We start from the raw sequence: 7395 nt of genomic DNA on the forward strand, positions 1-7395 counted from the left end.
ACGCTGGCGACCTGCGCAACCGGCTCTTCGACATCGTCCACGAGCGCATCATCGAAATTCAAATCGAAATCGTCGTCGAACGCACCTTTCGAGGTGGCAGCGGACAACTCGTCGGCCGCGACCTCCGGCTCGTCAATTTCGGGCTGATCGATTTCGGCGGATTCATCCGCGCGAACGTCGAAATCCATGTCGACATCGGCCATGGCTTCGTCGAAGTGGCCGGCAAAGTCCTCATCGGCCTCGTCCGAAACGGCTTGAACAGGCGCAACAGAAGCCTCGACGGCAGCCTGCTCCATCGGAACATGCTCGTCCAGCATCAGCTCATCTTCGAGCGAGCTCAAGACGGCGTTGTCGAATTCATCATCGAAGTCGGGTTCGGCAGACGGCGCGGAGACTCCGGCAGCGGTAGCCTGCTGCTCCGGCGGCACATGCGCGTCCAGCATCAGCTCGTCTTCCAGCGAGCTTGCGATCGCACTGCCGAATTCGTCGTCGAAGTCAGGCTGCGCGGTCGCCACCAGAGCCTCGGCGGCAACAGCGCCGGGTTCATCCGTCACATCGTCGTCGAGCAGGAAATCCTGTTCGAGCGATGCGGCAAGATCGTCGTCCGCGAGCTTGTTATCCGCAAGTTCGTCGTCCAAATCGTCTTCGAATGGCGACACGTCTTCCAGCGAACTGGCGATCGCATCCTCGAAATCATGATCGAAAGCAGCGTCGACCGCCGGCGTGGATAATTCGGCAGCCAGATCGATGTCGTCGGCGGAAACGCCATGGGCTGCTTCGTCCGTCGCATCGTCGTCCAGCAGAAGATCCTGTTCGAGCGAGGCGGCAAGCTCGGCGTTCATCGGGTCGGCGGCTTCAAAAGCCGGCTCGCGAACCTCGGCGGCGCGATCATTGTCGTCGGCACCAAATTCGCCCATCAACTCCTTCTCGAGGTCGATGTCGAAATCGCCCTCGTCCGCCGGCTGACCGGCGCCAGCCGCCTTCGGCTGGGTTGGTGTCTGCGGCCTGACTGGCTGACGCGGGTCGAACCCCATGATCCTCGTCAATTCCGCGAAGGGATCATCGTCAGCGATATCGTTGTTGGCGGCTGCTCTCAGATGGGTTCTGTCTGCCATTATCGTTCCCGAACTCGCACTCATTCGGACGCCATGGACGTCGCGCAGGGTTGGCCCTTACCAGCGCAATGTGGGCAAAAGGTGACAGGTGTTTTAGTCAAACCTAACGCATTTCGGTGGGCGCTTCGGCCCCGATCAGCGTCAGGCCGGACGTCAAAACGTCCGAAACGGCCTGCACCAGCCCTAGTCTGGCATGCGTCAATTGTCGGTCGTTAACCTTAACAAAACGTAAGTCGGGATTCTCGGTGCCCCGGTTCCAATGTCCGTGGAAGCTGGAAGCGAGATCGTAGAGGTAGAATGCCAGCCTGTGCGGCTCGAGCGCAAGGGCCGCGGATTCAATCAGTCGCGGATATTCCGCGAGCTTCCTGATCAAGCCGATTTCGCCCAAATCGGTCAGCGAAGCGGTCGCGGCGGCCAGCCGGTTGCGGTCGAAATTGGCCTCACCCAATTGCTCGCTCGCCTGCCGGAACACCGAATGGCAGCGCGCCGAAGCATACTGCACGTAGAACACCGGATTGTCCTTCGACTGCTCGGTCACCTTGGCGAAATCGAAATCGAGCGGTGCATCGTTCTTGCGGTAGAGCATCATGAAGCGGATCGGGTCGCGGCCGACTTCCTCCACCACCTCGCGCAGCGTCACGAAGTCACCCGACCGCTTCGACATGCGCACCGGCTCGCCGTCGCGAAAGAGCCGCACCAACTGGCAAAGCAGCACGGTGAGCTTGACCTTGTCGTCGGCGATCGCCCGGGCGAGCGCTTCCAGTCGCTTCACATAACCGCCATGGTCGGCGCCAAGCACATAGATCAGTTCGACGAAGCCGCGATCGACCTTGTCCTTGAGGTAAGCGACATCGGCGGCGAAATAGGTGAAGGTGCCGTCCGACTTGACCAGCGGCCGATCGAGGTCGTCGCCGACCGCTGTCGAGCGGAACAGCGTCTGCTCGCGATCCTCCCAATCGTCCGGCTTCTCACCCTTGGGCGGCGGCAGCTTGCCCTTGTAGATATGGCCCTTCAGCGTCAGGTCATTGATCGCCGAGCGAATCTTGCGAGCGTTGTCGGCATGCAGCGTGCGTTCGGAGAAGAACACGTCGTGATGCACGTTGAGCAGCGCCAGATCCTCGCGGATCATCACCATCATCGCGTCGATCGTCCGGTCCTTGACGATAGCAAGCGCCTCCTCGTCCGGCATCTGCAGCAGAGACCGGCCGAATTCGCCGGCCAGCGCCTGACCCACGGGAACCAGGTAGTCGCCGGGATAGAGCCCGGCCGGAATCTCGCCAATGTCGTCGCCGAGCGCCTCGCGATAGCGCAGCATGGCGGAGCGGCCGAGCACGTCGATCTGCGCGCCGGCATCGTTGATGACATATTCCTTGGTCACGTCGTAGCCGGCGAAAGCCATCAGATTGGCGAGCGCATCACCCACCACGGCACCACGGCAATGACCGACATGCATCGGACCGGTCGGATTGGCCGAGACATATTCAACATTGGCCCTCCTGCCGCCGCCGACCGTAGAGCGCCCATAATTGCGGCCTTCGCCGAGAAGTGCGGTCAGATGCGCCTGCCAGAACCGGTCCTTGAGCCTGAGATTGACGAAACCGGGACCGGCGACATCAGCGGCGGCGATATCGGGATCGGCGCGCAGCGCTTGTGCAAGCCGGTCAGCCAGCGCGCGCGGATTCTGGCCGGTCGGCTTGGCCAGCACCATCGCCGCATTGGTCGCGAGATCACCATGGCTGGCGTCGCGCGGCGGCTCGACAGCGATGCGCGACAGATCAGGCGAGGTACCCTCGCCGTCCTTCAGATCAAGTGCTTCGACAGCTCTTGTGACTCGCGCGGTGAAATCGGCGAAGATGTTCATTGGTGTGGCTCTGGCGGCTTTAAGGGAATCCGGCTCATTGGGGCCGGCAAAATCGTGCCCGCCCTAGCTCAAATCCGGCGTATGGTCAAACAAGCGGCGGTGTTCCTTCAAAGCGTAGGTATCCGTCATGCCTGCCAGGAAATCGGCGACGCCCCGCGCCTTGATCCGGTCTTCGGCCCGGTCGAGCCCTTCACGCCAGCCATCGGGCATGGCGCGCGGATCGGCGAGATAGAGATCGAACAGGTCCTTGACGATCTGCTCGGCGCCGACGCGCACGCGCATGACCTCGCTGTGCCGGTAGAGATGTTTATATAAAAAGGCCTTCAACTCCTTTTCGAGCACGGCCATTTCGGCGGAAAAGCCGACAATCGTCTCGCCTGCCGCCCGCACCGCTTCAGCACTATCCGGCTTGATGCGCGCAAGGTTGGCATTTGTCGACACAATGACGTCCTCGACCATGATCGTGATCTGCCGGCGCATGAGTTCGTGCCCCGCTCTCACATCGTCCAGCGCCGGATAGCGCTGGCGCACGGCTTCCAGGATCGACCCCGGCAGCGAGATCTTCTCCAGCATATCGAGCGTCAGGAAACCGGATCTCAGGCCGTCGTCGATGTCATGGGTGTTATAGGCGATGTCGTCGGCGATCGCTGCGCACTGCGCCTCGATGCCGGCGAAGCGGTCGAGTTCGAGGTCGTGCAACTGTGAATAGTCGCGGATCGCCGGCGGCACCGGCCCCTTCAGGCCTTTCCCCTGGGCGTCGGTCAATGGCCCGTTGTGCTTGACCAGGCCCTCGAGCGTTTCCCAGGTAAGGTTCAGCCCGTCGAATTCGGCATAGCGCCGCTCCAGCCGTGTCACCACGCGCAGCGATTGCGCATTATGGTCGAAGCCGCCCCATCCGGCCATCTTCTCGTTCAGCGCTTCTTCGCCGGTATGGCCGAAGGGCGTGTGGCCGAAATCATGCACCAACGCCACGGCCTCGGCCAGGTCCTCGTCGCCGCGCAGCGCGCGCGCCAGGGCGCGTGCAATCTGCGCCACCTCGATCGAATGCGTCAGCCGGGTGCGGTAATGATCGCCCTCATGCGCGACAAACACTTGCGTCTTGTGCTTCAGCCGGCGGAACGCCGTCGAATGGATGATGCGGTCGCGGTCGCGCTGGAACGGTGTGCGGGTCGGGCTCTCCACCTCGTCGAACAGACGCCCACGCGATTTCGCCGGATCGCTGGCATAGGCAGCGCGCGGCCGATAGCCGAATCCGATGTCGCCAAACTCGTTGGTCATTGCCCCCAACTCATAGTCTTAGCTTCTGCCGCAGTTGACTTGCCCCCGCGCGCTTCATACCTATCATATCAAACCGAAAGCAAGGTGACGGCCATGGGCGCTGATGCCAAGACTGCCATGAAAGTCGAGATGACCGACGCCGCCGCGAGAAGGATCGCCAAGATCGTCTCCGGCGAAGCCGGCAAGACGGCGCTGCGCGTCTCGGTCGAAGGCGGCGGCTGTTCCGGCTTTTCCTACAAATTCGACCTAGTCGACACCCGCAACGATGACGATGTCGCCATCGAGAAGGACGGCGCCACCGTGCTGATCGACGACCTCTCGCTGGTCTATATGGGTGGCTCGGTGATCGACTTCGTCGACGATCTGATGGGCCAGTCGTTCCAGATCAGGAACCCGAATGCGGTCGCTTCCTGCGGCTGCGGCACCAGCTTCTCTATATGAAGGCATGACGGCGTTTCTCGAGGGCAACGAGGATCCGAGGACGGTTCTTGTCGCTCGCGAGATAGGGGCGATCTTCGATGCCGACATTGTCGGTTGGGCCGGAGTACATACAGCGCCACCGGACTACGCCGACGACCCCGACTATTTGCAACTTGTCCGGTGCAACCCAAGAAACGCTCTTGCTCTTGGGAAGGTTCATGGCCTTTTGAAGTCGTTGATCGAGCGGCGCTTTCCTGATTTCAATGAGAAGTCATTGGAGACCGGCGAAATAGCGCGCAAGTCGTTTCTTCGACGCCTCCGCGCCTACCTCCAGGGCGATATCGAACCCATTCAGGTTTGCCGTATGGCCTCTCTCATTGAGCAAACATACGAATACCCGCACTGGCTTGGCGATCTCTACAATGCTTGTGACTGGGTGGACGAGCGCACGACGCGGGAGCAAGCATCGCATCTCAGGGATGCAATCGAACAAATACTTGCGGACAACGGCGAGAGCCAAGCATACGGGAGCAAATGAAATGCGCAGCGTTGGCGCGGTCCGTCAGGTCGCGCTTTCGGCCGGACGCGACCTCGACGCGACTCTGGCCTTCTGGCGCGATGTCCTCGGCCTGGGCGTCCATGCCCGCTACGATCCGCCCGGCATGGCCTTCATCATGGCCGGTGATATCAGGCTGCTGTTCACCGACGGCGTGCCGGCCGGCACGGTCTATCTCGACATACAAGGCCTAGAAGCCTTCCACGCTGACGCGAAAGCCGCCGGCGTTCCCTTCACCGCACCGCCGGCGCTTGTCCATCGCGATACCGAAGGCACGTTCGGTCCAGCGGGGGAAAGCGAGTGGATGGCCTTTCTAAAGGACCCCGCAGGCAATACGATCGGCCTCGTCGAACGCCAGAAGCCGCAACAGCCCGGAACAGCATAGCAATGAGACCGTCATGAAGATCGTCACCTGGAACATCAACGGCGTTCGAGCTCGTCTCGGCAATCTCACCCATTGGCTGAGCGAAAGCGCGCCTGACATCGCCTGCCTGCAGGAGATCAAGACCGTCGACGAGCAGTTTCCGCGTGCCGAGGTCGAGGCGCTCGGCTACAACGTTGAAACCCATGGCCAGAAGGGCTTCAACGGCGTCGCCATCCTGTCGAAGCTGCGCTTCGACGAAGTCATCAGAGGCCTGCCGGGCGACGACGCCGACGAGCAGGCGCGTTTCATCGAGGGCGTATTCTCGACGGACAAGGGAAGCCTGCGGGTCGCCTCGCTCTATCTGCCGAACGGCAATCCGATCGATGACGAGAAGAAGTTTCCCTACAAATTATCCTGGATGGCGCGGCTCGAACGTTGGGCGCAGGAGAGGCTTCTGCTCGAAGAGGCGCTGGTGCTGGCTGGCGACTATAATGTCATCCCCGAACCGATCGACGCCAGATACCCGGAGAACTGGCTGGGCGACGCGCTGTTCCAGCCACAGACTCGGCAAGCCTTCCGCCGGCTGATGAATCTGGGCTTCACCGAAGCCGTGCGCGCGGTCACCGACGCACCGGACACCTACACGTTCTGGGACTATCAGGCCGGCGCCTGGCAGAAGAACAACGGCATCCGCATCGATCACCTGCTGCTGTCGCCGGAGGCCGCCAACCGCTTTTCATCGGCCTCGATCGAAAAGCACGTGCGCGCCTGGGAAAAACCCTCCGACCACGTGCCGGTGGCCATCCAACTGTCGCTGCAGTCTGCTTGATCGACCGTTGCCCGACGGCACAGCCATAAGTTGACCTCTTATCGCCACAAATCGCGCGCTTGATGCGGCACCATCATGGTGGCTGGGGTTCCCATGACTATTCGATTCGCTCTCTGCCCGATCGGCTGCGCGCTTGCGATGGCCATGGCGACGCCGGCTTTTGCCGATGCGGAATGCCTGGCCAACGGAAAATCATTTGAGATCGGCCAGGTCGCCTGCCTGACACTTTCCGGCCGGAGCCACCTCGCCCGCTGCGACATGGTGCTTAACAACACGTCGTGGACGAGAGTGGACGACGAGTGCCCGGGAGACAGGCCGGCGCCACGTCCGCACGCCACGCCGATCTCGACGCCGACACCCAGCCTGGTGCCTGCGGAGCCCACCGAGAACTGATTTTCCGATAAGTGGAAAGCGGTAATCCCGCTTACTGGTCGTCGCCGCCCTTGGTGAGGATGTCGTCGGCCAAAGAGATCGCAGTCCGGCGATCGGCTTCGCCGGCGGCGGCAAATGCCTCTTCCTGCATGCCGCGTATCCATGGCTGGTCGGCCGGCGCGGCGCGTTCGAGCGCCGCGGTCATCATTGCCAGCCCGCGCACGATCTTGCCGCTCTGGAAAAGCAGGTTGCCGAGTGTCGCCTGTGCGCCGGCATGGCCCTTTTCGGCGGCGAGCTGGAACCAGCGGCCGGCCTGCTTGACGCTTGCCTTGACGCCGCCCTCGCCCTTCAGGAACATCTGGCCCATCTCGAACTGGGCGTTCGGGTTGCGGTAGTTGGCGGCGGCGCGCATGTAATATTCCTGGGCCGCCACTTCATTTTCGGCGACCGGGCTGCCGGGAATGCCCTTCCGCAGATAGTCCCCGAGCGCCACCAGCGCGTCCGACACATAGCTCTCTTCCGGCGAGCCGGGCTCGACATCCTGGTCGACGATCTCCGAGAAGAACTTGAACGCTGCATAGTCGTCGCGGGTTACGCCAT

General features: G+C 62.0%; 8 protein-coding genes and 1 pseudogene. 5 read left to right on the forward strand and 4 right to left on the reverse strand.

What is annotated here, in order from left to right; translation table 11 throughout:
- From CN311_RS30495 to CN311_RS30505, 3 genes and pseudogenes are all read right to left on the reverse strand, one after another.
- Window positions 1-1115: pseudogene (locus CN311_RS30495) on the reverse strand (SPOR domain-containing protein); the annotation flags it as partial.
- A 103-nt stretch (window positions 1116-1218) separates the two neighbouring features.
- Window positions 1219-2976 (reverse strand): arginine--tRNA ligase, encoded by a 1758-nt coding sequence (argS, locus tag CN311_RS30500; protein ID WP_097577301.1) that lies wholly within the window; start codon window positions 2974-2976, stop codon window positions 1219-1221.
- A gap of 63 nt (window positions 2977-3039) precedes the next feature.
- Window positions 3040-4254 carry a deoxyguanosinetriphosphate triphosphohydrolase gene (locus tag CN311_RS30505; protein WP_097577302.1) on the reverse strand — a complete coding sequence of 405 codons (1215 nt, stop codon included), beginning with the start codon at window positions 4252-4254 and terminating at the stop codon, window positions 3040-3042.
- Between the two features lie 93 nt (window positions 4255-4347).
- On the opposite strand from CN311_RS30505, the gene erpA reads away from it, so the two are divergent.
- The 5 genes from erpA (at window position 4348) to CN311_RS30530 (ending at window position 6816) form a co-directional block, all read left to right on the forward strand.
- Window positions 4348-4695 (forward strand): iron-sulfur cluster insertion protein ErpA, encoded by a 348-nt coding sequence (gene erpA / locus CN311_RS30510; protein WP_006335221.1) that lies wholly within the window; start codon window positions 4348-4350, stop codon window positions 4693-4695.
- Window positions 4696-4699: 4 nt separating this feature from the next.
- The gene (locus tag CN311_RS30515) at window positions 4700-5212 is read left to right on the forward strand and encodes a hypothetical protein (RefSeq protein WP_097577303.1); all 513 of its coding nucleotides are present in this window, start codon (window positions 4700-4702) and stop codon (window positions 5210-5212) included.
- Window position 5213: 1 nt separating this feature from the next.
- Window positions 5214-5615, forward strand: a complete 402-nt coding sequence (locus tag CN311_RS30520) for a VOC family protein (RefSeq protein WP_097577304.1) — start codon at window positions 5214-5216, stop codon at window positions 5613-5615.
- Between the two features lie 13 nt (window positions 5616-5628).
- Entirely contained in the window at window positions 5629-6423 is a 795-nt protein-coding gene (gene xth / locus CN311_RS30525) for an exodeoxyribonuclease III (RefSeq protein WP_097577305.1), read from the forward strand.
- Between the two features lie 75 nt (window positions 6424-6498).
- On the forward strand, window positions 6499-6816 hold the full coding sequence (locus CN311_RS30530) for a hypothetical protein (protein ID WP_097577306.1): 318 nt from the start codon (window positions 6499-6501) through the stop codon (window positions 6814-6816).
- Window positions 6817-6847: 31 nt separating this feature from the next.
- Here CN311_RS30530 and CN311_RS30535 read toward each other — a convergent pair.
- Window positions 6848-7395: tetratricopeptide repeat protein (locus CN311_RS30535; RefSeq protein WP_097577307.1), on the reverse strand; the 548-nt coding region annotated here is incomplete at its 5' end.

It is taken from the genome of Mesorhizobium sanjuanii, from assembly GCF_002529485.1.
GTDB classification, from domain to species: Bacteria; Pseudomonadota; Alphaproteobacteria; order Rhizobiales; family Rhizobiaceae; genus Mesorhizobium; species Mesorhizobium sanjuanii.